18 protein-coding genes are annotated in these 23,509 nt (G+C 40.1%); 14 read left to right on the top strand and 4 right to left on the bottom strand.

Annotated features, from left to right (window positions below; all coding sequences use genetic code 11):
- Positions 1–20 precede the first annotated feature (20 nt).
- The 5 genes from M1381_01610 to M1381_01590 all read left to right on the top strand — a co-directional run bounded on the left by M1381_01610 (position 21) and on the right by M1381_01590 (position 5,637).
- Positions 21–605 carry a class I SAM-dependent methyltransferase gene (locus tag M1381_01610; protein MCL4477785.1) on the top strand — a complete coding sequence of 195 codons (585 nt, stop codon included), beginning with the start codon at positions 21–23 and terminating at the stop codon, positions 603–605.
- The gene (locus M1381_01605; GenBank protein ID MCL4477784.1) at positions 595–2,187 is read left to right on the top strand and encodes a D-aminoacylase; all 1,593 of its coding nucleotides are present in this window, start codon (positions 595–597) and stop codon (positions 2,185–2,187) included. The genes M1381_01610 and M1381_01605 overlap by 11 nt, the downstream gene beginning before the upstream one ends.
- Positions 2,169–3,563: a M20/M25/M40 family metallo-hydrolase gene (locus M1381_01600; protein MCL4477783.1), complete on the top strand. Its 1,395-nt coding sequence runs from the start codon at positions 2,169–2,171 to the stop codon at positions 3,561–3,563. Before M1381_01605 ends, M1381_01600 begins: the two co-directional genes overlap by 19 nt.
- An 89-nt stretch (positions 3,564–3,652) precedes the next feature.
- A complete protein-coding gene (lpxK, locus tag M1381_01595; protein MCL4477782.1) occupies positions 3,653–4,711 on the top strand; it encodes a tetraacyldisaccharide 4'-kinase in 1,059 nt (352 codons plus the stop codon).
- Entirely contained in the window at positions 4,708–5,637 is a 930-nt protein-coding gene (locus M1381_01590) for a lysophospholipid acyltransferase family protein (GenBank protein MCL4477781.1), read from the top strand. Before lpxK ends, M1381_01590 begins: the two co-directional genes overlap by 4 nt.
- Before the next feature lie 71 nt (positions 5,638–5,708).
- On the opposite strand, the gene M1381_01585 is transcribed toward M1381_01590, so the two are convergent.
- From M1381_01585 to M1381_01575, 3 genes are all read right to left on the bottom strand, one after another.
- Positions 5,709–8,123 carry a carboxypeptidase regulatory-like domain-containing protein gene (locus M1381_01585; protein ID MCL4477780.1) on the bottom strand — a complete coding sequence of 805 codons (2,415 nt, stop codon included), beginning with the start codon at positions 8,121–8,123 and terminating at the stop codon, positions 5,709–5,711.
- Between the two features lie 154 nt (positions 8,124–8,277).
- Positions 8,278–9,549 (bottom strand): outer membrane protein transport protein, encoded by a 1,272-nt coding sequence (locus M1381_01580; GenBank protein MCL4477779.1) that lies wholly within the window; start codon positions 9,547–9,549, stop codon positions 8,278–8,280.
- The gene (locus M1381_01575) at positions 9,546–10,814 is read right to left on the bottom strand and encodes an outer membrane protein transport protein (GenBank protein ID MCL4477778.1); all 1,269 of its coding nucleotides are present in this window, start codon (positions 10,812–10,814) and stop codon (positions 9,546–9,548) included. Before M1381_01575 ends, M1381_01580 begins: the two co-directional genes overlap by 4 nt.
- A gap of 253 nt (positions 10,815–11,067) precedes the next feature.
- Here M1381_01575 and aroD point away from each other — a divergent pair, with 253 nt between their 5' ends.
- The 5 genes from aroD to M1381_01550 all read left to right on the top strand — a co-directional run bounded on the left by aroD (position 11,068) and on the right by M1381_01550 (position 16,232).
- Positions 11,068–11,790 (top strand): type I 3-dehydroquinate dehydratase, encoded by a 723-nt coding sequence (gene aroD, locus M1381_01570; protein ID MCL4477777.1) that lies wholly within the window; start codon positions 11,068–11,070, stop codon positions 11,788–11,790.
- A gap of 119 nt (positions 11,791–11,909) precedes the next feature.
- Positions 11,910–12,986, top strand: coding sequence for an NAD(P)-dependent oxidoreductase (locus M1381_01565; GenBank protein ID MCL4477776.1), 1,077 nt, complete (start codon positions 11,910–11,912; stop codon positions 12,984–12,986).
- Positions 12,983–13,378 (top strand): hypothetical protein, encoded by a 396-nt coding sequence (locus tag M1381_01560; protein ID MCL4477775.1) that lies wholly within the window; start codon positions 12,983–12,985, stop codon positions 13,376–13,378. The genes M1381_01565 and M1381_01560 overlap by 4 nt, the downstream gene beginning before the upstream one ends.
- 92 nt (positions 13,379–13,470) lie before the next feature.
- Positions 13,471–14,547 carry an NAD(P)-dependent oxidoreductase gene (locus M1381_01555; GenBank protein MCL4477774.1) on the top strand — a complete coding sequence of 359 codons (1,077 nt, stop codon included), beginning with the start codon at positions 13,471–13,473 and terminating at the stop codon, positions 14,545–14,547.
- Positions 14,548–14,819: 272 nt separating this feature from the next.
- Positions 14,820–16,232, top strand: coding sequence for a glycosyltransferase (locus M1381_01550; GenBank protein ID MCL4477773.1), 1,413 nt, complete (start codon positions 14,820–14,822; stop codon positions 16,230–16,232).
- Positions 16,233–16,280: 48 nt separating this feature from the next.
- Here M1381_01550 and M1381_01545 read toward each other — a convergent pair whose 3' ends face one another.
- Positions 16,281–17,774 carry an NAD(P)/FAD-dependent oxidoreductase gene (locus M1381_01545; GenBank protein ID MCL4477772.1) on the bottom strand — a complete coding sequence of 498 codons (1,494 nt, stop codon included), beginning with the start codon at positions 17,772–17,774 and terminating at the stop codon, positions 16,281–16,283.
- A gap of 1,293 nt (positions 17,775–19,067) precedes the next feature.
- On the opposite strand from M1381_01545, the gene M1381_01540 reads away from it, so the two are divergent.
- The 4 genes from M1381_01540 to M1381_01525 all read left to right on the top strand — a co-directional run bounded on the left by M1381_01540 (position 19,068) and on the right by M1381_01525 (position 23,501).
- A complete protein-coding gene (locus tag M1381_01540) occupies positions 19,068–19,664 on the top strand; it encodes an acetate uptake transporter (protein ID MCL4477771.1) in 597 nt (198 codons plus the stop codon).
- 103 nt (positions 19,665–19,767) lie between these two features.
- Positions 19,768–21,873, top strand: coding sequence for an acetate--CoA ligase (gene acs / locus M1381_01535; GenBank protein MCL4477770.1), 2,106 nt, complete (start codon positions 19,768–19,770; stop codon positions 21,871–21,873).
- Between the two features lie 13 nt (positions 21,874–21,886).
- Positions 21,887–23,113 carry an OprO/OprP family phosphate-selective porin gene (locus tag M1381_01530; protein ID MCL4477769.1) on the top strand — a complete coding sequence of 409 codons (1,227 nt, stop codon included), beginning with the start codon at positions 21,887–21,889 and terminating at the stop codon, positions 23,111–23,113.
- A 229-nt stretch (positions 23,114–23,342) separates the two neighbouring features.
- Positions 23,343–23,501 (top strand): hypothetical protein, encoded by a 159-nt coding sequence (locus M1381_01525; protein ID MCL4477768.1) that lies wholly within the window; start codon positions 23,343–23,345, stop codon positions 23,499–23,501.
- The last annotated feature ends 8 nt before the right edge of the window (positions 23,502–23,509 follow it).

Genomic DNA, 23,509 nt, shown 5'->3' with positions numbered 1-23,509 from the left:
CTCTTTATACATTATCCACAATGCATAAATTTGACCCATCACATGCACATACATTGAATAATCCGCAAAGGTTAGAACACGAGAATCCTGAATTGATACTCACTGCTGCCGGAGTAAGGCAGGATATGTTTGTTGTAGAGATCGGCAGTGGTGCAGGCTTTTATACAATACCTTTATCAAAGATCGTAGGGAGTAATGGCGTTGTGTACGCAGTTGACGTATCGGAAAGGATGCTTGATGTATTGAAACAGAATATTATAACCAAACAGGGTCATGATATAATAAAGCCTTTACTTTCAGAGGAAACGAGAATACCCATTCCTGCCCATATTGCCGATATGATTATTAATGTGAATATGCTTCATGAAGTTGAAGATAAAAACGCTTTCATGGTAGAGCTAAGCAGGGTCATGAAGAAAGATGGCAGATTACTTATTATAGATCATAAAAAAGAACAAACCCCGTCGGGCCCGCCGGTTCGCGATAGAATTTCTTATGAAGAAGTAAAGTCATTGCTTGAACAATGGTTTGATATAGTTGTTAAAGGGCCGTCGGGAGAGTATCAGTACGGGTTGATCGCAATGAAGGCAAAAGATGGCAAATAATATAATTATTAAAAATGGTTTTGTAGTGGATGGAACCGGCGATAAAGGTTATTACGCAGATATAGAAATAACAGGTGATAAGATTGTACATTTATCGAAGACTTCTTTGAGTGTAGATGAGTTTATTGATGCGTCCGGCATGGTGGTAGCGCCTGGCTTTATAGATGTACATTCACATTCCGATTACCATATCCTTTTAAATCCTTATGCAGAGAGCAAGGTAAGACAGGGTGTTACAACAGAGGTGAATGGCAACTGCGGTTACTCTATAACACCTGTTGACGGCATAATAATGAAAGAACGTCAGGAGCAATATTATACGAGCTATGGCTTAAAACTCAATATTAAGAGTATTTCTGATTACGTTGAGTTGGTTAACAGCCAGGGCACTTCTTTAAATATTCTTATGCTTATCGGTCATGGAACACTCAGAGGTTCTGTAATGGGCAGGAAGGCTGAGCAGCCAACAGATAAGGACATGCAAACCATGAAATCTCTTGTAAGGCAATCGATGGAACAGGGTGCCTCCGGAATATCAACGGGACTCGCATATACACCGGGTGCTTACGCTAAAACAGACGAGGTAATAGAACTTGCAAAGGTTGTTAAAGAGTATAACGGTATTTATGCAACCCATATGAGATCAGAAGGCAGTGCTTTATTAGAAAGTATTGAAGAGGCCGTTACCATTGGCAGAGAAGCCGGTTTACCTGTCGAGATCAGTCATTTAAAAACAATGTATCCGGAGAACTGGAAAAAAATTGACAGGGCATTTGAGATTATAGAGAATGCAAAAAAATCGGGTATTGATGTTGATGCAGACAGGTACCCATATATCTCGGCATATACAGGACTTGCATCGGTCATGCCGGACTGGGTGTACGCGGACTCTACAGAAATGGCATTACGGAGACTCGGGGATAGATCGGTAAGAAACAGGATTGAAAATGAGCTAAAACAAAGGCATGAAGATATGAAAGATTATTTTTCAAGGATCATGCTTTCGCAATGTTTTGTTGAAGAGGATAAAAGATTTGAAGGCATGTACATCACCGACATAGCAAAGAAACTTAACATCGAGCCGATTGAAGTTGTTTATCAACTGCTTATAAAAGAAGGTCTAATGACGACAGCTATATACTTTGCAATGAGCGAGGATAATCTAAAACGGATCATAACAAAACCTTACGTTTCCATAGGCTCTGATGCAGGATTAAGAGCGGATTATGGTCCATTATACGAAGGCAAACCGCACCCAAGGTCTTACGGCACATATCCTAGGGTGTTCAGTGATTTTGTAAAAACAGGCTTGCTTACACTTGAGCAGGCGGTTTACAAGATGACATCAATGCCGGCAGAAAAGATGAAACTTAAAAAAAGAGGGCAGATAAAAGAAGGCTGGTATGCAGACATTGTTATCTTTTCACCCGAGCGGATGCAGGATGATGCTACGTACAAAGAACCCCACGTATACCCTCAAGGCATTCATACCGTAATCGTTAATGGAGATGTAGTTATAAATAAGGGAATTCATACAAAACAGCTTCCGGGAAAAATACTTAAATGGATGAATACCTTTTAGAGCTTGATAAGTTTATAAAAGAATCAAAAAAAAGATTCGGAGATACCTTAAAACAGATCGTTGATATCCCCACAGTATCTACGGATCAATCTCATAAGAACGATATAATGCATGCGGTACAATCCGTTTCAGACCTGATAGCAGGCTTTGGGGGGGTTGCGGAGATTGTGCGGACAAAAGGCAATCCTGTTGTTATTGGCCGGTTTGAATCATCGCATGGTAGTAAATCGGTTTTGATCTATAATCATCTTGATGTACAGCCTGCTGATGAATCGCGGTGGACACATAAGCCATTCCATCTTGAGAAGGTTGGGGATAAATATTTTGGAAGAGGCACCACGGACGATAAAGGGCCTGCCTTAACAGCGTTATTCTCTGCGTTGTATGCACACAGACATAATCTTCCCGTAAATATAAACCTTGTCTGGGAATTTGAAGAGGAGATCGGCAGTCCAAGTTTTGAAGGATTTTTAAAAACAAAAAAGGATACCCTGAGATCAGACGTAGCAGTTATATCTGATACGCTATGGCTTGATAGAGACATACCGTCGATCACATACGGTTTGCGCGGGCTTCAAGCTGCAACACTCTATCTTGAGACAGGGAAAAAAGATGTGCATTCTGGTGTAACAGGTGGTGCAGCCCGTAATCCGGTCGGAGAGATTGTCCATCTTGTTTCCCGGCTTTATGATGCCGAGACAGGCAGGGTAAATATCCCTCATTTTTACGATAAGATTTTGCCCGTAAAAAAGACAGAGCTTGATGGTTTTATTAGAAGCGGGTTTAGCGTAAAAAAATTCATGCATGTTAATGGATTTAAAAGTCTGCGAACAAATGATGTGCGGGAGATTTTAAAAAGACTCTGGGTGATGCCTACCTTTGAGGTGCACGGTATTGTTGGCGGCTATACCGGGTCCGGGGTCAAAACCATTATTCCTCCAAATGCAGAGGCAAAAATAACAATGAGGCTTGTACCTGCGCAAAAGCCTGATGCAATATTAAAATTATTGAAAAATTATGTAAGAAGCTTAAATCCTGATGTTGTTGTAAAGCCGGAAGGTTCACTCGATCCTTTTAGTACAGATATAACAGGACATTATACAAGAGCGGTTTTTGATGCACTTAAATTCGCAACCGGCAAAAAACCCGTTTTTATAAGAGAAGGCGGCTCGATTGGAACTGTTGTGACAATAAAAAAATATCTGAAATGTCCGATTACTTTCATAGGATTGAGCATACCGGAAAACGGCTATCATTCACCCGATGAAAATTTTGAGTATAAGCAGTTTGCTACAGGTGTAAAGACTTTTGTAAAATTCTTTTATAATATAGGTATGCATAAAAAATTACCGAAGAACGTACAGCAGTTATCATAAGTAATGGGCTGAAAAACATTTCAAATGCGTTACATGCACTTGTTTCCAATGCATCTGCAACGTACGATGTTTGGTTTTACAAAAAAGTTATGCTAAAATCTTATATGGATTTTTTTTATAAAAAAAATAAATTGTTGGATATCCTTCTTTCCCCGTTTATACTATTATCGTATGTCTTCGGATTGATTGTCGTTATAAGAAGATACCTTTATATTAAAGGTTTTATCAAGAGTTATGATGCAGGCATACCTGTAATATCCATCGGGAACATCACTGTTGGTGGAACGGGTAAAACCCCAATGGTTATACACCTGTCTAATCTTGTAAAAAGTAATAGGCCTGGGATTGTATCAAGAGGATATAAAGGGCATGCAAGAATTATGATTGACGTATCGGACGGCAATAAGATACTCTGCCCCCCTGAGCTTTGCGGAGATGAACCGTATCTAATATCGGTTTGTACAGAAAATGCGATTGTGGCAGCTGGGAAAAACAGGGTGCGCACAATAAAGCATATCAGAGAGACATACGATCCTTCAATTATCATACTCGATGATGGATTTTCACATCTAAAGGTGAAAAGAGATATAGAGATACTGCTTATTGATGGTGAAAGCGGTTTTGGTAATGGACATTTATTGCCTGCCGGACCCTTAAGAGAGCCTTTGAAGACATTACAATACGCCGATATTATAGGTATAAAAGGTAGTAACGAAAACTTGATAAAGATAATCAGAAAGTATAATGCCGATTGTCCGATCTTTTATTTTAGTTACAAGTTTAAAGGTTTTAAAAATATAAACGATAATCAGGTAATAGATATCACAAATATCATGCAGAAAAGGGTTGTAGCTATGGCAGGGATTGCTTTACCGGAGAGTTTTTTCGGTATGCTTATGGCTGTTGGGCTCGGACTATATAAAACCATATCAAAACCTGATCACCACAATTACAAAGTTGGCGAACTCGAAAAGGTTGTCCACGATCATCAACCTGATGTGGTTATTGTAACACAAAAGGATGCTGTAAAGATACATCAACTCCATAAAAATGAACGGGTAATGTGGTTATATACAGACATGGATATAGATACAGACGACGTGTTGTTAAAAGATATGCTGCACAATAAAGGAATGGAGATACAATGAAAAAGATAAGATATATGATTGAGTATTGGGCATTTTTGTCCGTTGCATTTATCTTTAATCATATATCGCAGGCATCTGCTGATCATATGGGACGGTTTCTTGGCTCGATATGGTATATGGTCGATCCTAAGCATAAAAACATAGCAATGACGAACATCGGTTTTGCATTTCCAGAGATGAGAGAAAAGGAAAGAAAGCTGATTATAAAAGAAAACTTCAAAGTACTTGGCACGACACTTGCAAACTTCCCGCGCATATCAAAACTTAATAAGACAAATATAAATGAGATCGTTACATTTGAGGGGACAGAAAACTATGAGATTGCGAAAAAAAGAGGTAAAGGGGTATTTATTCTTACAAGCCATCTTGGCAACTGGGAACTGGCTGCTGCAGCTCAAAGCATACGTTACGATGGTCTGATTGCCGTAGCCAAGGACATTCATAATCCCTATATAGATAGATATATCAAGTCTATGAGGAATCATGCCGGCATAGATATAGTAAAGCCAAGGAATTCTGTTTTTCGGTTGCTAAGAGCTATCAAACATGGAAAAACAATAGCCATGCTTATTGATCAAAACACACTCAGACATGAGGCTGTATTTGTAAAATTTTTTGGCAAGCCTGCTGCAACGCAATACGCAATGGCTCTTATGGCTTTAAAAACCGGAGCTGCTGTTGTCCCCGGCTATGTTATAAAAAATCCTGACGGCTCTGGTTATACAATAAGATATGAAGAGCCCATTATACTTAAAAATGAAGACGATAAAGAGCTCGCTGTGTTAAAATGGACACAGTATTTCACAACCCTTATAGAAAGACATATTAAAGCATCGCCAGAACAATGGTTTTGGGTACATAATAGGTTCAAGACAGAACCCGTAGAAGAAGATATAAAACGTTTAGAAGCTCTTGAAAACAGGTAATGACACAGGCGTTCCAATATTGTTTTAACCCATTTATTGCATTTTTTAGTTAATGTATTTTTTGAGTATGCCTAATTTGTTCTGATCGTTGCACCAGGTATGTTGGCTCTTGTTAAGTCATAGAATGCCTTTTGCAAAAGCATTACATCATAAGCCGTATTGTGTATGCCATAGCTGCCTTCGTTGTTGACAATATACCAGTTATAAACAGCATTTCTTTCCTGTGTTGTTGCCGTAGGCATGAACGCAAAAGTAGTCCCTGTTATTGAAACATAGGATGTTGTAGTCATTCTTGTTGCCGGTATTAGAATTGTCCATGATACCGGCTTGCCATCAACATCGGTTGTGTTAACAGTGCATTTCTGGTTTGCATTTGTTGTTATTGCACAGGCAAGCACACTTAATAATCCCTTAACCTGATCCTGAACGCCTTCTGTAGCCCCTGTTGGATCCCCATCCCAGTTAGCTGTTGGATATACCGGGTCAACAGTGTCAAATCCAGATACTGCGTAAATACCTGCATGACATGAGTTGCATACGGCAGTATGATCATTACCGTTTGCATCCGTCATCATGAATGTGTGCTCTCCGGTTGTGTCAAACCCCGGCTGTCCCTGTGCAGTTGTTTGTGCCATGTGGCATGTAACACACAGATCAGGGACATTCCCGGGTATTGCATGATATGAACTTGCAGTTATTGAAGCAGCATAACTGCCGGCTCCTGCAATGCCTGCAAATACCTCTGCTGTCGTGTTGAATGGTTCTGTAAAATTTTGTGCGGCTAATGTAGGGTTTAGTACTTGATCTGTATGGCACTTCATACAAAGTGCCCCTTCACCGACTCCGCTTACTGTAAATGAACCGCCTGCTATTGTAACATTGTTAAACACCCTTAATGAATATGGATTTGTGCCGTTGTGAGGCGTATGACACGCCATACAGTTAACAGGCTGTTCGTCCGATGTGACAAAGGGAACAATTCCATTGCCTTGCATATTTGTGTAAACGATATTTAAAGACCAGTGGCACTCTCTGCAGGATGTGAATCCCTGGCCACCCAGATTTATGCCTGCCGGTGAGACCGACTGTGCATGCGGGGAATTCAGCCATTGTGTATATTCAGGATTGAATGGTGCATTGTCATGACACTGTGCGCACACGCTTGTATTAAATGAATATGAACCCGTATGCATACTGCCAGGGCCATGACAGCTTTCACATCCTACGTTTGCCATTGTTTGTAACCCAGCCGGCAATGTTTGGTAAGAAAGCGGCAATACAAGGACCCATCCGAGATTGCTTGCAATATCATCAAAACCACCATTTATTGCTGTGGATGTTTTATCATAGCCTGTTGTATGACACTTCAGGCAATCCTGGGATACAGAAGATACGTCGGTAAAAGCATTAAACGCGTATGCGTGGGCTGTTGTTAAGTAACCTGTTGTTACATCCGGCACAGATGAGCCGTTATGACATTGCTCGCATCTTAATGCAGAAACATAACTGCTTGCAGTAAGTGTAAATGTTTCTGTAGAAAATCCATTTAAGGTAGATGCTGTGAGAGATATCGTATAGGTACCGGGAATATCTGTAACGATTGAAGGCGTCTGAGATGCAGGATGATCGATATATGCAAGAGAGCCCGACGGTGTTGATACAAAAGACCACTGATAACCAGTAATCGTGTTAGGGCTCCCGGCAGGTATGCTGAAGCCGCCATTAAGATACGTAAGTGATCCGACAGGAACGATTGAAGTTTCTGCTGATTCGTTCCCGAACAAATAGCCAACTTCATTTGTTATAACAGGTTCTGGCTGGGCTGAAGTTATTGTCACCGTTGAACTGTCAGAAAAATCATTTGCAAAAGCGTACAACGTAAATACGTATGTGCCCGTTTCGGTCGGAGTTATACCGAGTAATCCGAATCTATCAGGGATATAAACAAGCCGGTTTACCGGAAGCGTTGTAAAAACAGCTTTTGATGTTGTTGCAGAGAACAATGTTACCTGAGGTCCTGATGTTTGGATCCATTGATATGTAATTTGAGCGTTACTGCTTGAGGAACTTGCCTGACCATTTAATGAAATACGACGATCATATCCAACACTGATCTGTTGATTCCCGGCGTCTGCTATTATCTCTGAGGTTGCAGGATATTTGCTTAAGTGCAGGTTAAGATTACTTACGCCTTCCGATGTTACGGTAATATAATCTGTTGTTTGAGATATGTAACCTTGTGCCTGATCTGTTAATTTATAATTGCCGGCGGACAAAGGACTGATTATGAAAGAGCCGTCTGCATTCGTTGTTGATGTAATGCCAAGCGGATATGCTGTAACCTTTGCATCCGGAATAGGTAGGTTCGTTCCAAGCTCTAAAACATAACCCGATATAAAAGGAGATGATAGAGTTGTTTTACTTGAAGCGCATCCGGCAATCATCGTAAGGATAACAAAGCCAAGCATCCATATGTATTTTTTCATATACTCATCCTTTTTATTAAAATAAAGTCAACTATAGGACTATTAAACTAAAAATAAATTTAAGGCAAAGGATTTTATTCTTTTAGTTTTTCAAATGCATTTTTGAGGTTAACCATTTATTGATAGCAATGATTTGACATCTGTACTTTAAAAACTACCATCTTAAAGTAATCTGAACGCCGCAGTCAAGTACAGAACCGCCGGCAGAATAGCCATTTTGATACCGGCTTACCGGTTGTGTTTTATATGTATATCTTGTTTCAAACAATGTATCCTGTAAGTATGCACTAAGTGTGATGGGGGATCGCCAGAATCCTATTTTCCCGAAGGTATAACTCGTTCCTAATGATATAAGGTTTTTATTACTGTCAAGCCAGTTTGTAACCCCTGTCTGGTCCCTTACAGGGCTTCTTAAAAATGCGTATCCGGCAGAGATGTTTAGTTGATCATTTATTGAGTACCTTATGCCTGTTTTTGGAACTACTGTATCAAAAAGTTTTGTTTCTGGCCTACCGTCCCCCTGTTCATCAACAAAGTTTGACCAGTTTATGTATGTCAGATCAGCGGTTCCAAGCAATCTGTGCGTAAAATGGTAAGAGAAACCGGCGGCAAACTGCTGTGGTATGAAAAATTTCATCCAATCATAGGATTGATAGACAATGGGAGTATCCGCAGCGTACAAATTGATGTTGCCGTAGTCGTTAAATTTTAATTCCCCTCTGTACGTAAAGCCTAATTTGGCACCGTTGTTAAGGTTTATCATGATGCCTGCTATAGGGGCAGCCTGTATCAGGATATAATTGTATTCTGAATGAATAAAACCCGACTGAACAAAACTCACGTTGGTTTGTGTATTGGTACCTGCAAGGAAGTCTGCTCCAATACCAATAGCCACATTGCGGTCGAACCTGTACGCAGCATCTGCAAGAAACCCGAATATCCTGTTTTCGTTATCATAGAATACAAAATACCTGTCAGAAGATGTGTTACGCATCGTATAACCAATCAGTACATCGGTAGGTAAATAAAATGCAAAGCCGAAGTATACCCTTCTTTGTGGTAAAAATCCCAAAGCAGAAGGTCCAAGAGTTAAACCAATCTGCATAAAAGATAACGGTGCGATATTAGCAGAAGATGGATTGGTTGACGGATCCTTAGTCCATAATTGTGGATACATATAACCTGTTCCAAGATAAAGAGCGGTACCCTTTTTAATGTGCCCAGGCACAGGCGTTTTTTGATACGCAAGGCCTGCCGGATTGTAATAGCATGCAGAAAAATCGTCTGCGATTGCCGTATACGCGCCACTCATTGCCATTGCATTTGAACCAAGACCGAAATTTGAAACAATATCAGCCCTTGCTGTCCCGGCGAATATGCAAAAACTCGTAAATAATAATATTGTGAAAATGAATTTATGGTTCATAATCTAAAAGAAATTGAAATGCCCGAACTCCATACGTCACCTCCATCAGAATAGCCAAGGGAGAGAAGTTGGCTATTGTTGTTTCTTTCCTTTAATTGCTGCATCTGTATAAACACATTTATACATGATTTTATGCCCGTTTTAAACCAGCCAAAATTATAACCGCCTCCGATAGAGTATATGCTTTTATCTGAATCCATATAGTTTGTAGTACCGGTTTGCGGAGGGAATGGGGATGGTGAATATGTATAGCCTCCTCTGACTGCCCATTCTTGGGTTGGTTTGTATTCTACACCGACGGATGCAGAGATAGTATCATTTGCGGTAAATGAATTCCCCTGAGTATCGGTTACAGATTTATCAGACCACACGCTGTACGTAACGTCTGCATTTATTCGTAAGTTATTTACAGGTGTTATAGATACCCCGCCTGCTATTTGATCAGGGGTTGTAAAAACCTTTTCATAATCTATTTCTGAAATATACGGCTGTCCGTTTATTATAAAACCTGTTGAGCCATGGAGACCCGAGCTATTTTTTTGCCTGTATACGGCGCCGAAGGCAAATTTTTTTAAAGGTTTTACTATAAAGCCAAATTCTGGCGCTGCAGATATAATCAGGGATCTGTTTATAAGGACTATAGGATTTAATGATTGAGATGTGGATGATGGATTTATGTAATAGCTTGTTGTCATTTGACCTGGCATTACAAGTAAAATGGACGCGCCTAATTGAAGGTACCTGGATACCCTATAGCCAAGTCCGAATAAAAGCATTAATTGCGATGCGGTATCTTTATATAGAGGAAACGAAAGTGTACTCGTGGGGATTGCATGCACGGTGTAAGCCCTATCAGGCGGTGTAAACAAAAAAAATCCTGTTGAAATTCGTGAAAGCTGCCTGTAACCTGTCATATGGCCAAGGTTGGTAGCAAGTCCGACAGTCAAACCAATTACCCTATCGTTATCGATATAATTTTTTGCACCAAAGGTACCTTTGACCCAGATGAGAGGGCTAAAATATGTTAAACCTATTAACAATTGATCTTTTTTTTCAAGCGCAAGCCCGGCTGGGTTATAATATAATGCTGACGGGTCATCAGGGTGTGCTGTGTACGCATTCCCCATAGCAGGTGCAATTGTTCCAAGTCCGTAAACGCTACCGGTGTTTGCGTAAGATGTTGTTATATGGGTAAGTACTGATATTAAGAAAAAAGAAAAACAAAATATTCGCTTTTTTATGGGTCCGGCCCCTCCTGATTCCATAATCAATATTTTGATAACTTATAAAAATACATATGTCAAGTGCAACAATGCACATGCACTTCCATTTTTTCTTGATAAGGTAAATGAACCACCTCGCGGCAGGCTGTGATGTAGCAAAGAAAGAGAGTAATACGTTTATTGGCAGTCATTCCTGCGAAACTTGTCCCCGTGAAAGCCGCGGGGAATTATCAATTGTGAAGGTACAAAAGTGTTTTCGGTTTATCATATGTTAATGTTGTGATATAAACCGTACATGAACCTGAGAATAGGGAATATAAAACTAGGTACAAAGCCTGTTGTTGCTGTTTCATTGACCGACAGGGATATAAACAATTTGCGAAGTAATCTGCTTTCTCTTGCCGATATGATTGAGTTAAGGGTTGATATGTTTAAAAACATATCCCCTGCTCATGTCTTAAATGTATATGAAAGGGTAAAACAAAAAACGGGCAAGCCTGTAATAGTGACGATAAGAACAGGCGAAGAAGGCGGAAAAATAAAAATACGCGATTATGAAAGGTACAGATTATTCAAAAACATTATTCCGTATGCAGATGCGATTGATATAGAAATCAATTCCAGGATATCCCGTGAAATTGTAAAGCTCGGTAAAGTGTATAAAAAGATAATTATAGGGTCTTATCATAATTTTAAAGAAACGCCAGATAATGCATTTTTAGAAATAGTTTTAGCAAAGGGGAAAGATACATCGGCAGATATAATAAAGCTTGCTTTGTATGCAAAGAACAAGGATGACGTTGCAAGGTTATTGGGCTTTACAATAGGTCATAAGACAGAAAACATTATTACCATTTCAATGGGTAGGTTCGGAGGTATCTCAAGGGTCATAAATCCCTTATTTGGATCTCTCATCGCGTACACACATATGAGAAGATCAACTGCACCCGGCCAGCTGCATATTGCAGAACTTGTTAAACTGTTACAGATGATTAATCCTGAAAGTATTATGAAATGACAGATTCGGGAATTAAAGTATAGCATCTTGTAACAGCAGGGAAAATAGACAGCAAGAACTTGACATATTAAGTTTTAAATATTATTGATAAAAATGTCAAAAATATTTAGGAGGGCGTTATGTCAAAGTTAGCTCTTGTTACTGGGGCATGTGGGTTTACAGGTACACACATGGTGGAACTTCTAAAAGAGAGTGGTTGGAATGTAATTGCAACGGATCTTAAAAAAGCAGAACATGCCCAGTATTATTGTGAAGAAGGGGACCTGCATCCTGTTCATTACGAAGAATATATTTCACGACTTGGTGTTGAATTCATAGCCGCGGATCTCACGAAAAAAAATACACTAGAGCCTCTTTTTAAAGGGAAGGTATATGATGCCGTGTTTCATATTGCATCACTGTATGATTATTTTGCTACATGGGATGTGCTTTATAATGTAAATGTAAACGGGGTACGTAACCTTGCAGAACTTGCATTATCCAATAATGTAAGGAGGTTTATACATTGGAGTACCGACGGGGTATATGGGGAAACAAAAAAACTACCTGGTGATGAGGATGAGCCCTATAACCCTCCTAATCTGTACTCTAAATCAAAAACAGAACAGGAAATACTGTTATGGGATCTGTACAAAACTAAAAAACTGCCATTGACCGTACTCAGGCCTGCCCCTATATATGGTCCAAGACACAGGTACGGTGTATACCATATACTTTACGGCGTAGAGAAGATGGGCACAGGTTTTGTTATATCATGGTTTCCTAAGAAACACACGCTCATGTTCCCATCGGTCCATGTAAAGGACCTTGTCAATGCCGCATTGTTCACAGCAGAAAAGCCCGAGTCTATTGGTCAAGCATACAATGTACTTAGCGATAGTATAAGTCAGACAGAGATGATAGAATTTATTTATAGAGCTCTCGGCATGGAAAAGGTGATCAGGATACCAGTGTGGTGGCCCATGTATAAAGGTTTAGCAAGGATAGGATTGAAACTCATAAAAGGTATTGATGCCCATGCAAGGAGTAAAGGGAAAAGGCCAAAGGTGGACGTGCCAATGGTGGAGTACATGACGCATCAGTACTGGTTTTCAAATGAGAAGATAAAAAAACTCGGGTTTAAATTTGCATATCAGGACCCCAAAAAGGGGCTGTGGGATTATATAACATGGTGTAAGGAAAGGGGATGGTTATGAGATTATTTATACTTGATGTTCCATTTATGATCATTGCGGGCTCAATTTCAGCTTACGTCTATGCAAAATACCTGCGCGAGAGACACCCTGATGCCTATACTTTTACAGGATTATCTCTGCTCTTAATAAGCTGGCTTAATGTGATTTTGTCCAACCTGCATATCATCGAGCCATGGTTCACGCAGCATATGGTTGTTTATGTTAATACCACTATCGGCATATTCTATGTGCTTTCATACCCGCTGTGGTTTATCTGGGGCGGTGAAAGAATATTTGGTTTGTTCGGCAGATCAAAAACTCAAGGGGGATTACTCTGGCCTCTTACATTAAGCGATAAGACCGAACCATTTAAACCGGCATGGTCGGTAGAGGGTACTGAAGATAAAATATAGAATAAATTCATATAAAGGATTTTTATCGGTCGTTAATAAGGTTATATTTGATAAAGGTGCATTAAGTACACAATAAGAAGAGGGGATGATGTATGACAAAGAGAATTTTAATAACAGGGGCTGGTGGGTTTATAGGTAAAAAACTCGCAAAGGCTTTTGTAGAGGCCGGATTTTCTGTAAGGGCAATGGACATATCGCCGGAGCCTTTAAAAGAACCGATTAATTTTGGGGCAGAGCCTGTGATTGCCAGGCTTGAGGATAAGGATGCAATATCGAAGGCGGTAGCAGGGGTTGATACTGTTATAGCTGCCGGTGCGGTTTTTGATCTTGCTGCACCCATTTCTGTTATGAGATCGGCAAATGTGGACGGCGTAAGAAACCTTGCTGAAGCCTCGTTGATGCACGATGTGGAACAGTATATCCATTTTTCAACCGTAGGCGTGTATGGCAGGCCTGCCGAAGTCCCGTGCAAATCTGATTCACCAAAGAATCCAAGAAATAATTATGAAAAAACAAAATGGGAAGGCGAACAGTTATTCTGGAGTCTTATGAAAGGTAAAGCTGTATGTGCCTCTGCTGTAAGACCGACCCTTGTTTATGGACCTGGAAGCAGATACGGACATGCAATGTTTCTATCCATCCTTGAATTAATTGGCATAAAGAAAAGAAAATTGCCTCTGATAATTGGTTCATACAAGAACCATCATGTTCATGTTGATGATGTTGTTGAGGCTGTACTGTGTATAGCACAACATCCGGATAGAGTTAAAGACAAAGTGTTTAATATAGCAGATGAATCGCCGGTTAACATTGAGGAGTTCTGTAAAAGTCTTGCAGATGCACTGAATTTTGAATATGGCAAATCTTTTAAGATATCACAGAGATTATGGGATATAGTCATTGGCTTTTCGATGCATGTTCCAGATTTTTTGTTCAAGCGCATAAACGATAGGATTTATAAACATTGGTCATGGCTCTGTTCAAAATATGGCATAGAACAGGCATTGAGACCAAGATTTGATAAAGACTGGCTTGGCTACTTCAAGGGTGATCACATCTATGATACCTCAGAACTCAAGGAACTCGGTTATAAATTCAAGTATCCATTGTTCAGAGAAGGTATGAAGACTACTGTAGACTGGTATAGAGAACACAAATGGCTGGTATGAATATTTTAGAGACACTTACATTATAAACCTTATTAATACGACAGTAACGATCACGTTCGGTCCGCACCATACGTACCTATGTATAAGCCGTTCAACCCAAAATACGTGATAGGAAAATATGCATATTCAATTTTTTAAATACATTCTCTGATTAACATATACTGTGTCCTACTCCATAAAGACCGGGTTAGTTATGCTGCGCGGATTTTTATGTTATTTTGTTTCTATTTTAAAGCTTGCTTTTACAAGACATTGATATAAAAGAACAGATTATGCATGATGAAGATGCAACAAAAGAAAATCTAAAAGATACGCAGGAATCTAATAACCCGTCAGTAGAGAACATTCTTAAAATTAATAAAATGCCTCGATCTTTAAAGGTTAAGTTTTTTGATGTTGTTTTGAAAGCCGGTATATTTAGTATAGTAATGGTATTTGTAATAGCATCTATTTATTATGGATCTTTTGTTAGATTATGGGACACGACAATCGCGCAGGGTAAGATTTTTATATTTTTTATGTATGCATCTATTATATATGCCACAATAACTTCTTTATATTTAGTTTTTAGAACACTTTTATGGCTAAGGTATAAACCATATATACTTAAAAATGAACCATTACCGTCTGTAAGTGTTATAATCCCCGCATACAATGAAGGCGCATTTGTAGAAAAATCAATTGTCTCAGCCATTGAGTCAGGATATCCTTTAAATAAGCTTGAGGTAATATGTATAGATGACGGCTCAAAAGATGATACATATCTTTATATGCAAAAAGCTAAAGCACGGTATCCTGATACTGTAAAACTGATAAAACATCCAAAAAACATGGGGAAAAGGCATGGGTTATACAATGGATTTGTTAATGCAAAGGGCAGTATCTTCATAACGATGGATTCAGATAGTGTTATAAGAAAATGGGCAATACAAGACATTGTAACGCCATTTGCCAAGGACAAACGCATAGGTGCGGTTGCAGGAAATGTAAAGGTATTAAATAAAGATCGAGGTTTGATTCCAAGGATGCTTGGTGTAAGCTACATACTTTCGTTCGATTTTACAAGGGCATGCCAATCAACTTATGGTGCAGTATTGTGTTGTCCCGGGGCATTCTCTGCTTATTCCGGTAGCGCTGTTAAGCAGGTTATGGAGCAATGGCTTAACGAACGATTTTTAAATGCTGTATGTACCTACGGAGAGGATAGGGCACTTACAAACATGATATTGCATAAAGGGTATTACACCGTTTATCAGAACAATGCTGTTATTTATACAATGGTACCTGACACGTATAGTAAACTCGCAAAAATGTATATAAGATGGGAAAGAAGCAATATAAGAGAATCAATAATATTGTCAACTTTTATTTTTAAGAAATACAGAGAAAAAAATAGATTTCTTCCAGTATTGAATTTTTTTATTGTCAATATGAGATATCCTTTCCAGTATTATGCTATTGTATTTTTATTTATACATCTTATTTTTTATCCAATGAATGTATTTAGATACCTTGCTGTTGTGGGAGTAATATCACTTATTTATACAATATATTATCTGCGGTCAGAGAAGGATTCCGATTTCATTTATGGCGTACTATATTCGTATTTCTCCATATTCTTGCTGCAATGGATATTTCCTTATGCATTCCTTACATTGAGAAGTAAATCCTGGATGACAAGGTGATATGTTAGAACCGAAGGCCATTCCCGGACTAAAGGAGAAGAAAAGGACCTAAGGCAGTTTTGTTACAAATTCCCTTTTAGCGTCGTAACAAATATTTCTGATAATGCGTCTGCCGGAGGCGACTGCAGTCGGCACACCTCCGCCGGGCTCCACCCACTGTCCTGTCAGATAGAAGTTTTTCAAGCCATTCAGCGTTTTAGGGACAGGCATCCTAAGGGTTTCACCAGTCATAAGCCAGCCCTCAAACGCACCCCTGTAATTGCGTGTATATCTTAGGAATGTGCAGGGCGTTACAACATCGATCATCTCAACCTTTGATTTTATGCCGGGATAAAATTCTTCAAGCTTATTAAGGATGTTCTGAGCAACATTATCTTTTTCCTTATAATATTCTTCTTTGTTTTTTCTTAGCTCCATCCAATAATCATACTCTGTCTCAATCTCAGCCTGAATAACCGTTTTATCTCCAGGATTCATTACTTTATCATAGCTGTAATCACGGACAAGAAGCCTGTCTATTCCGGTATTCCCGATTTTAAACGGTTCTTTCAGGAAAAAAACATTAACGGGCGGATACCTTTTTATATCACCAGTTACTCCGAAACTTATGAGCATAAGCGGGCTGAACATCTTCCAGTTTTTAAACATGTATTCAAATCTCTTTCCAACATATTTCCCGTCAAGCATATCAAAAAGCGTTGAGTGCAGATCCGCAGCGGAAATCACAATATCTGATTTGTGCACAGAGCCATCGGAGAGCTTTACGCCTACAGCAGCATCGTTCTCCACGAGGATTTTATCTACCGCCATATTGTATGTGATCTTACCCCCGAGCTTCTTGAACCGTTTCTCTATTGGAAGGACAAACCTGATAGACCCTCCCTCAACCATGCCGAGCTGATTGTTAAAGAGGTATCCAAGCATCAGCATTGAGAATAATGTAGTCATATCCTGCAGGAACAGGTTTACCATAATGTCCTTAACCCATTTATTTTTTATTTTTTTAGCATAATCCTTCAGCGACAGATTGTACTTAAAGAAATATTTTAATATTTTTCCCTTCTTCCGGAGTTCTGCCAGTCTATAGAGCAGTTTTTTCTTTTCAGAAGAACCGCCTGTGGGCATTTGCAGCTCAGCCATTACAAGACACGCCTGAAGGAATTTTTCTATTGTACCTTTATCCTCGGGAGATATGCGTATCAGCTGACTTTTCACATTTTCATAATCCGAGGTAAGCTCAAAATGTTTGCCCGTTTTTGCATCAACAAAATTTATATACGATTTTACATTAAGGAATTTTGCTGTATCCACAATGCCGAGTTCTCTGTATATCTCATAAACAGATGCACCTGGTCTGTGCCCAGCAAGCCAGTGTATGCAACCATCAATCAGATAATTGCCGGTTTTCCATGATGTACATACACCGCCTGGAATTGCAGCGTGTTCATAGATCTGCACATCGTATCCGTTCATAAGTGCATAACAGCCTGCTGAAAGCCCGGCAAGCCCGCCGCCGATAATGATTATAGACTTATTCTCCATTTGCATTCGACTACCTTTTTAATTTGTGCATTTAACACTTATCGAGTCTGTTTTATTTCACATTTTGACAGGCTGTTGAAAAACTCCTCTTAAAAAAGAATATAACACCTATCCACCTTTTTCCACATGACTTTTTATACTACTTAGGAAAGTTGTCATTTTAAAAGAATCCAGTCCAATGGCTTCTTTTGTGTTCGTTGATTTTGCAATCTCTTGTCTGAACTTTCACTTTTCATTATTTGTATTATTTCTATAAAAATATAAATGATAGAAATAGCTATAACGGACTTCATTTTTAAGAGGGTATATTATTATTTTTATACTGTAAATCATTTCCTGACCTCCGTTCTATATTTTTTGATAAGATCTGGCACAACTCCGATCAACACTAAACCACTGACAAAAACGACCGATCCTAAGAACGCCGTTTTAACGATAGATGTTCGCCTTACAAGATTCGGATAGTACGGCTTTTCCGGTTCTGTAAATGCTTTTTCGATACAAACCTATATGTACCAGTGATCCATGCTTTCAGATTTGCGAATGCAATATGTATCTTCGGAAGTTGTTTGCTTGCGTCCTCTGGAGTATTTAATTTTACGGGTTTATGGTTATATCCGAGTCTTTTTAAGCCATTATACTCACCCAGCTATCAGTTATAATTGTAGAGCTTTTTGATACATGACCCTTTACTAAACTTTCGAGGTTTGCAGCACTGGCAGAGCATATTTCCCTTAAAAATTCCCTCCCCGAAGCATATCCCATGTAAACCTCGACATGCACCCACAATAAACGATACTGACCGATCGTATACATATACTGATGCACGGCTTGTGGTGGTTAAAAGGCTCTCAAAGAGATGGCCTCAAATGACTGGATTATCGGAATTATTTTGCCGGTTAACCCAAAATATTAACAGAACGCAATTTGAGGGATTAAATTGCTTTGAGAATACTTAGTTTTTCAACAGCCTGTTAAGTCAAACCTTTGTCTAATCTCAGAAATGCATTCTTTTGATTTCCGTAGCTAACATGTTATGTGTGAATTGCATTGAAAGCAGAGGCCGCTGTTTCCGGTTTTCTATATTGTTGTTACCTAAAGTAATAAAGTATATTAATGGATTACTTAAAGTTACACTATAAATGTCTATTAGATCCTTTATACCCATGCAACTTATTATAAAATATAAATTAAAATAAACTATCACACTCTGGCACTTATCATGCTTTATTTCCTGTTTAGGGGAATATGATTGATATCAGAAAAAAATAATATTTTTAAAGGAGGTAGTTTATGTCAGAAGAAAAACAGGTAGTTTTAACCGCAATTCAGGACACAACAGGAAATCCGGCACCATTGGGCTTATTGGGTTTTGGCATGACAACAGTACTTTTGAATCTTGCGAATGCCGGGATCATTTCTCTTGGAAGCATGATCATGGCGATGGGTGTTTTCTACGGGGGCATAGCCCAGGTTATTGCAGGTATTGAAGAATGGAAGAAAAAAAATACCTTTGGTGCCACTGCATTTACATCTTTCGGACTTTTCTGGCTGACCCTTGTTGCGCTCATTTTCTTCGGAAAATGGGGTTGGATTGGAGGTCAGGATACAGGCGGGATGGTTGCTTATTTGATCCTATGGGGTATTTTTACGCTGGTCATGTACATCGGAACATTGAGACTGAACAAAGCTCTTCAATTCGTATTTTTCACATTGTTCGTTTTGTTTTTCTTACTTGCGGCCGGTGATGCAACCGGCAGTAAGATAATCCATGTAATAGCAGGGTATGAAGGGATCATTTGCGGGTTATCCGCAATTTATACGGGTCTTGCTCAGGTTTTGAATGAAGTTTATGGCAGCGTAGTATGGCCGGTTGGTCCTGTTAAATAGGTACAAGGCAGGACATACGTCTTTTATGAAGCCGGCTAAGCATGCTGGAAGTGTTAAAAGAGCAGTACAAAATAAAACATCCAAAAAGGAGGATAATAAATCTATGGCAAACGAAATCAAGCAGAACGGAAGGGGATTTAGCGAGGCAGAGATTGCCGTACACTGGAAGGAGGAAGAGCTTATCTATCCGCCTACAACCTTTGTTGCCCAGGCAAACATGGCAGATCCTGATATATACGAACGTTTTAGCGAGAAGCATTTTCCAGAATGTTTTAAAGAATATGCGGACATGCTCACGTGGGACCACTACTGGCATACAACCCTTGATACAAGCAACCCTCCATTCTGGAAATGGTTTGTAGGCGGCAAATTGAATGCGAGTTATAACTGTGTGGACCGGCATCTTCAGAAGTATAAAAACAAAGCGGCTCTTATCTGGGTACCGGAGACAGAAGAGGAATCGGATGCCGTTATTACCTATCAGGAGCTTTTTGTAAGGGTTAATGAATTTGCCGCACTGCTGAGAGATTTTGCAGGCCTAAAAACCGGTGATAGAATAACATTTCACCTGCCCATGGTGCCGGAATTGCCGATATCAATGCTTGCAAGTGCACGGCTAGGTATCATCCATTCCGAGGTGTACGGTGGCTTCAGCGGACAGGCATGCGGTGACAGGATTCAGGATTCACAGAGTACGGTTCTTGTGACAATAGACGGTTATTATCGGTCCGGCAATCTTATAGATCATAAAGCTAATGCGGACATAGCGGTGAAAAGGGCAGAAGAACTTGGTCAGAAGGTTGACAAGGTACTCGTATGGAGAAGACACAAAGGACAATATGCATCGAAGTCTCCCATGATAAAGGGCAGAGATTTCTTTATCGACGATCTGCTTAAAGAATTCAAGGGCGCACGGGTGGAACCGATATCAATGCCTGCGGAGGCACCGCTGTTTATCATGTATACAAGCGGCACCACAGGCAAGCCGAAGGGTGCCCAGCACAGCACAGGAGGGTATCTTTCGTACGTAGCAGGAACGTCCAAATATATACAGGATATTCATCCGGAAGACGTGTACTGGTGTATGGCGGATATAGGATGGATTACCGGACATTCGTACATCGTGTATGGACCTCTTGCGCTTGCGGCAACAAGCGTTATGTACGAAGGTGTTCCGACGTATCCCGATGCCGGACGGCCATGGAGGATCGCCGAGCGTCTTAACGTAAACATCTTTCATACGGCACCGACATCCATACGCATGTTAAGGAAGGCAGGCCCGAACGAGCCGGCTAAGTACAATTATCATTTCAAGCACATGACAACCGTTGGAGAACCGATAGAGCCCGATGTCTGGAGATGGTACTACTATGAAGTAGGAAAGAAAGAGGCCGCTATAGTCGACACATGGTGGCAGACTGAGAACGGCGGGTTTTTATGCAGTACTATTCCGGCGATCAAACCAATGAAACCAGGCAGTGCGGGCCCTGGCATGCCCGGCATATACCCTGTTATTTATGACGAGAATGCCAAAGAGATCGAAAAGGGCTCGGGCAGGGCAGGGAACATTTGTATCAGGAACCCATGGCCCGGTATTTTCCAGACAATATGGGGGGATCCGGATCGTTTTGTAAAAACCTATTACGAGAAGTACTGCAAGAATAAAAACAGCACGGATTGGAGAGACTGGCCGTACTTTGCCGGTGATGGTGCCATGGAGGCTGAAGACGGGTATTTCAGGATACTCGGCAGGATTGACGACGTAATCAATGTAGCAGGCCACCGTCTTGGAACAAAGGAATTGGAATCAGCCTGTCTGACAGTCCCTGAGGTTGCAGAAGCAGCTGTTGTGCCGGTGGTGGACGAGGTGAAAGGAAGAGTACCTGTTGTTTATATAGCTTTAAAGCCAGGTTATGAAAATCAGGGAGAAAAGATAGCACAAAAAATAGTGGCAACCATTGAGAGTGTGATCGGCAAGATTGCAAGGCCTAAAAACATATACATAGTGCCGGACATGCCGAAGACACGTTCTGGTAAGATCATGCGCAGGGTGCTTTCAGCCATTTCAAACAGGTTTAATGTGGGTGATGTTACCACACTTGCCAATGCAGATATTGTCGAAAAGATCCGCGTACTTGTTCAGGGCAAGGACAAGGTAACCGAGGAAAAAGCACCGGAAGACCTTGAGCATTTCGGGGAAGAAAAATAATAAAGGAGGATATATGAAACATGGTTTATGGGTTTTAACAATCGTAGTTGCATTGTTATTGGCGTTTAGTGGTATACGAAGTTCATACGCTGTAACAATTACAGAAAGTAAAGACGCATCAACTACCGTAAAGTTCCTATTACAGATACAGTCTCAGGCAGAACAGGACGCAACTAATAACAGGCAAGGCTGGGCAGGGGACTTCTTTGTCAGGAGGGCAAGGATTCTTCTTTTCGGTAATGTAACACCGTTTGTAAATTATTTTGTCGAGACCGATGAGCCGGATTACGGCAAAAGGGGTAACACCAATCCGAGTTTCTTTATTCAGGATGCTTACATCACGCTGCACCTTTACAGGAATGATGTAAAGCTTGACACTGGCATGCTGCTGCTCCCATTCTCTCATAACGGCAGGCAGGCAGCGAGTTCATTGCTCCCGGTGGATTATGACATATCTTCTGTATTCGGAAGGTACCCGGTAAACGGCAGTGTAGTGGGAAGGGTTTTTGGTGCTGAACTGAGCGGTTTTCTGATCAATGGACACCTGAATTACATAGCACTTGTATCGAACGGTGTAGATGCGCAGACCTCCAGGGTAACAACAACCACCACAGGTGAACCCGCGGCAGTATTAAATCCGAGTGACAGTAAGAGGTTTACCGGAAGGGTACAGTACAATGTGTTTGACACGGATGATGTACTTGGTTTTTTCTATGCCGGCACATACCTGGGCGCAAAGAAGATTCTTTCGGTCGGTGCAAGTTATGATGAAGAACCAAATTCAATATCTGATGACCCAAGCAACGTTAATTTTACAAAGGTCGGTAATTACAGCGCCTACGATGTGGATGTGTTCCTTGATTATCCTATTGCCTATCCCTCCATAGACAGCGGGGTCATTACAGCACAGGCAGCATACCTGAGATATAATTATGATAACCTTAATTATGACGATGGGACAGCTTATTATGTAGAACTGGGTTACCTGTTTCCATGGGTTATAGGATGGGGAAGGCTTGAGCCTGTTATCAAGATTGACAGTTTTACAAGTTCACAGACACCCGCCAGCGGTACATATCTTAATTTTACAAGATACCACTTTGGCGTGAATTACTGGATAAAAGAACACGAGGCAAATATAAAAGCAGAGTATTTGGTTGACAGTGAAAGCAGCAAGATCGCCGGTGTGGACACACATGGTCAGGATATAGCTACAGTGCAATTTCAAATACTCTTTTAAAAGTAAAACAGGTTGGAAAGGACATGGTTTTATACTATGTCCTTTTTTATAAAAATTTACGAATTATCATATTATCCCCAGTCACAAACAGTCTGTTCCTGTATCCACGGAACTCGCTCGACGGCATCATGAATGAAGCGAAACAGAATGGAGAAACTCATAAATTCAATTATTGCAAATCCGGGGTTAGAGGGTTAAACTGATTATGTAAAAAGGGGTTGTGTATTATATGAAGGGTAGAGATCTCTGGATATTCATATTCTTAGTTGGATTATTGGGCTTTAGCTGGCCTGTTATTGAGATTGTGCAAACATGGGTTAGTATGTATCTTTTCATATTCTGGGCGTTATTTATAGGCATTGTTGCATTGATATTGCGTATAAGTTAAGGACAAAG

The organism is Deltaproteobacteria bacterium, from assembly GCA_023382265.1.
Taxonomy (GTDB): Bacteria; JAMCPX01; JAMCPX01; order JAMCPX01; family JAMCPX01; genus JAMCPX01.
The sequence above is the reverse complement of the archived record's forward strand: the minus strand, read 5'-3'. Positions and strand labels throughout refer to the sequence as shown.

Bases quoted from the DNA above. Each gene is read 5' to 3' on its own strand.
- M1381_01590 (MCL4477781.1), top strand. From the start codon at position 4,708: ATGAAAAAGATAAGATATATGATTGAGTATTGGGCATTTTTGTCCGTT.
- M1381_01525 (MCL4477768.1), top strand. From the start codon at position 23,343: ATGAAGGGTAGAGATCTCTGGATATTCATATTCTTAGTTGGATTATTG.
- M1381_01540 (MCL4477771.1), top strand. From the start codon at position 19,068: ATGTCAGAAGAAAAACAGGTAGTTTTAACCGCAATTCAGGACACAACA.
- lpxK (MCL4477782.1), top strand. From the start codon at position 3,653: ATGCTAAAATCTTATATGGATTTTTTTTATAAAAAAAATAAATTGTTG.
- M1381_01600 (MCL4477783.1), top strand. From the start codon at position 2,169: ATGGATGAATACCTTTTAGAGCTTGATAAGTTTATAAAAGAATCAAAA.
- M1381_01605 (MCL4477784.1), top strand. From the start codon at position 595: ATGGCAAATAATATAATTATTAAAAATGGTTTTGTAGTGGATGGAACC.
- M1381_01610 (MCL4477785.1), top strand. From the start codon at position 21: ATGCATAAATTTGACCCATCACATGCACATACATTGAATAATCCGCAA.
- M1381_01580 (MCL4477779.1), bottom strand. From the start codon at position 9,549: ATGAACCATAAATTCATTTTCACAATATTATTATTTACGAGTTTTTGC.
- M1381_01575 (MCL4477778.1), bottom strand. From the start codon at position 10,814: ATGGAATCAGGAGGGGCCGGACCCATAAAAAAGCGAATATTTTGTTTT.
- M1381_01545 (MCL4477772.1), bottom strand. From the start codon at position 17,774: ATGGAGAATAAGTCTATAATCATTATCGGCGGCGGGCTTGCCGGGCTT.
- M1381_01555 (MCL4477774.1), top strand. From the start codon at position 13,471: ATGACAAAGAGAATTTTAATAACAGGGGCTGGTGGGTTTATAGGTAAA.
- aroD (MCL4477777.1), top strand. From the start codon at position 11,068: ATGAACCTGAGAATAGGGAATATAAAACTAGGTACAAAGCCTGTTGTT.
- M1381_01530 (MCL4477769.1), top strand. From the start codon at position 21,887: ATGAAACATGGTTTATGGGTTTTAACAATCGTAGTTGCATTGTTATTG.
- M1381_01550 (MCL4477773.1), top strand. From the start codon at position 14,820: ATGCATGATGAAGATGCAACAAAAGAAAATCTAAAAGATACGCAGGAA.
- acs (MCL4477770.1), top strand. From the start codon at position 19,768: ATGGCAAACGAAATCAAGCAGAACGGAAGGGGATTTAGCGAGGCAGAG.
- M1381_01585 (MCL4477780.1), bottom strand. From the start codon at position 8,123: ATGAAAAAATACATATGGATGCTTGGCTTTGTTATCCTTACGATGATT.
- M1381_01565 (MCL4477776.1), top strand. From the start codon at position 11,910: ATGTCAAAGTTAGCTCTTGTTACTGGGGCATGTGGGTTTACAGGTACA.
- M1381_01560 (MCL4477775.1), top strand. From the start codon at position 12,983: ATGAGATTATTTATACTTGATGTTCCATTTATGATCATTGCGGGCTCA.